Origin of the sequence: Flavobacterium sp. UBA4854 (assembly GCF_002399805.1) — a bacterium.
GTDB classification, from domain to species: domain Bacteria; phylum Bacteroidota; class Bacteroidia; order Flavobacteriales; family Flavobacteriaceae; genus Flavobacterium; species Flavobacterium ginsengisoli.
On sequence record NZ_DHEI01000077.1, the window covers coordinates 16684 to 19945 of the forward strand.

At 37.1% G+C, this 3262-nt stretch carries 2 protein-coding genes; both read left to right on the top strand.

Features of this window, described 5'->3' with window-relative positions:
* A partial coding sequence (locus B3J44_RS10765) for a glycoside hydrolase (RefSeq protein ID WP_286968440.1) occupies positions 1-1425 on the top strand: 1425 nt, incomplete at its 5' end.
* 244 nt (positions 1426-1669) lie between these two features.
* A complete protein-coding gene (locus B3J44_RS10770; protein WP_286968442.1) occupies positions 1670-3253 on the top strand; it encodes a glycoside hydrolase in 1584 nt (527 codons plus the stop codon).
* Positions 3254-3262 lie beyond the last annotated feature (9 nt).

A 3262-nucleotide genomic window follows, 5' to 3' on the forward strand; every position in this document is an offset into this window, starting at 1 on the left:
TGGCCTACTGATAAAAAGAATAAAATAGCAGATTTATTATTCAGTCAAGGTGTAGATGCAGACGGAAATCCAAAAGGAATCGGTTTATCATTATGGCGTTTCAATCTTGGAGCAGGAAGTGCAGAACAAGGCGAAGCAAGTGATATTACCGATGAATGGAGAAGATCGGAATGTTTTACTACAGACGGAGTTTCGTATAATATGACAAAACAAGCGGGTCAGGTTTGGTTTATGAAAGCCGCAAGAGAACGTGGCGTAGACAAGCTTTTAGCTTTTGCCAACAGTGCTCCAGTTTATTTAACTCAAAACGGAAAAGCACATGCTACAATCAAAGAATTTTACAATTTAAAAGATGGTAAAATGCCCGATTTGGCGGATTTTTGGACAACATCTTTAGATAAGCTAAAAACAGAACACGGTTTAACAATAGACTATGTGAGTCCGTTTAATGAACCGCAATACGAATGGGATGGAAGCGGGCAGGAAGGTTCTCCGGCGACAAATGCCAATATTTACAGTTTTGTTAATATCCTTTCTCCAAAATTACAAGCGAAAGGACTAGAAGCTAAAATTGTAGTTGGAGAAGCAGGAGCTTACGAACCATTATACAAGACTGTTTCAGGAAAAGAAAGCAGATCCAATCAGATTGATTACTTTTTTGCAACCAATTCTACTAAAAACATTGGCAGTTTAAGTAACGTAAAAAAGACAATTTCTGGACACAGTTATTGGCAAGCATGGCCATTAAGTGAAATGATTTCATCAAGACAAGCCGCCGCTGCGAAAATTCAGTCTGTTGGTGGAGTTAGTCTTTGGTCATCTGAATATTGCGTTTTAGAAAGTCCGGGAACTGCAGAACTTCCAGGCGGAGCTGGTTCAGGAAGAGATTTAGGAATGTCATTGGCACTTTGGACAGCTCGTATTATTAGTACTGATATTGCCGTTGGAGGTGTAACGTCTTGGCAATGGTGGACAGCAATTAGCCGTGGCGATTACAAAGATGGTTTAATTCATGTTGATGATGGAGCAAGTAACGGAGCAGGAAATGCAGATTACTGTAAAAATGACGGTTACATCAGAGATTCAAAAACACTTTGGGCTTTAGGAAACTTTTCTTTTTTCGTAAAACCAGGAATGGTGAGAGTTCAGATTCCAAGCATCGATAATTCGACAGCATTAAATGATGTAATGCTTACAGCTTATAAAGATGCTACAAATAAAAAATTGGTAATTGTTGCGGTAAACATCAGTAAATCAGCAAAAGCTTATAAATTGAATCTTGCAGGCGGAACAGTAACAGACAACAAATTAACCCCTTATATTACTTCTGAAACAATGAGCTTGAAAAAAGGAACAGCGGTTGATATTTCTGGCCTTGAAATTCCAGCCAGATCAGTAGTAACTTATGTTGGAACATATAAATAAGTTGCTAAGGGTCTAAGATTCTAAGTTTTGAAAGATAAGTAGTATTGTGTGCAAACTTTGTCAAAGTTTTAAACTTTGACAAAGTTATTAACCACAAACTTGTCATCCCGACGGAGGAGGGATCTCCACAAGTAACTCGACAAAGTAATGAGGGCTTGGTTGATTTATTTACGATGATTTCTCTTTCGGCGAAATGGCAAAAGACGATAACAAAAATTACGTCAACACGAAAAATAATAATTAAATGAGAAAAATATATATCTCGCTTTTATTGGTAACAACTTCAATGTCATTTGCACAGCGAACGGTTACTATTAGCACAGATAATGTAGTGCAAACCATGGATGGTTTTGGAGGCTCTGATGCTTGGAGAACACAGTTTGTGGGTAAAAATTGGCCCGAACAGAAAAAAAATGCCATTGCAGATTTGCTTTTTAGTAAAGAAATAGATGCACAAGGAAATCCAAAAGGAATCGGACTTTCGATCTGGCGATTTAATCTTGGGGCAGGAAGTACAGAACAAGGAGAAAACAGTAAAGTTTCTGACGAATGGAGAAGAAGCGAATGTTTTCTAAATGCTGACGGGACTTATGATTTCTCAAAACAAGAAGGACAAAGATGGTTTTTGCAGGCGGCTAAAAAACGTGGAGTAGAAAAGTTTCTTATTTTTACTAATAGTCCTCCAGTTTATATGACTAACAACGGATTATCTTTTGCCTCTCAAAAGAATAAACTGAATCTAAAAGATGGTGCAATTCCAAAATTTGCCGATTTCTTAGTTCAAAGTATTCAAGGATTGGAGAAAAAAGAAGGAATCAAATTCGATTATGTTAGTCCGATTAATGAACCGCAATGGGAATGGATGCCAAAACACGGAGATACAAATAGTCAGGAAGGAACACCAGCAACCAATCAGGAAATATATGATTTGACCAAATCACTTTCAGAAAAATTGAAAGCTAAAAAAATGAGTACTGAGATTGTAATTGCAGAGGCCGCTCAAATCGATTATTTGTATGAAAATGTAAATTTAGAAAACCGTGACAATCAAATCGATTATTTCTTTGGAAATACCAAAACGAACGTGACTAAGTTTTCAAACGTAAAAAATGTAATTCTCGGGCACAGTTATTTTACAACATGGCCAGTTGAAAGACAGGTTTTAAGCCGAAAATTAATTGCTAAAGAAGTCAAGCAAAAACCGGGATTAAAATACTGGCAATCGGAATACTGTATTTTAGAAAACCCAGGAGAAGCTGAAATCCCTGGCGGTTCTGGCGGCGGAAGAGATTTAGGAATGCAGACCGCTTTGTTCGTTGCTCGTTTAATTCATAATGATATTGCGGTTGCCAACGCAGCTTCTTGGCAATGGTGGACATCAATAACAAGAGTAGATTACAAGGATGGTTTAATTTATTTAGACGATGGAAAAAGTAACGGCGGAACTGCTCCAGATTATGTAAAAAAGGATGGAGAATTTCACGATTCAAAACTGCTTTGGGCCTTAGGAAATTATTCGCTTTTTGTTCGTCCAGGTATGTTGAGAGTCGATATTCCAAACCAAAACGAATTAGATAAAGCAAATGATGTAATGCTAACGGCTTACAAAGATATTCAAAGCAAAAAACTGATTGTAGTAGCAGTAAACTGCGGAAAATCGGCGCAAGAATACAAATTTGATTTATCAAAAGGAACTTTAAAAAATAACGAGTTCACACCTTACGTAACTTCTGATACATCAAATCTAAAAAGAGCCGAAGTTCAGAAAAATGGAAATCTAGAAATTCCTGCAAGATCTGTAGTGACGTTTGTTGGAGAGTTGCAATAAACTTGAAAC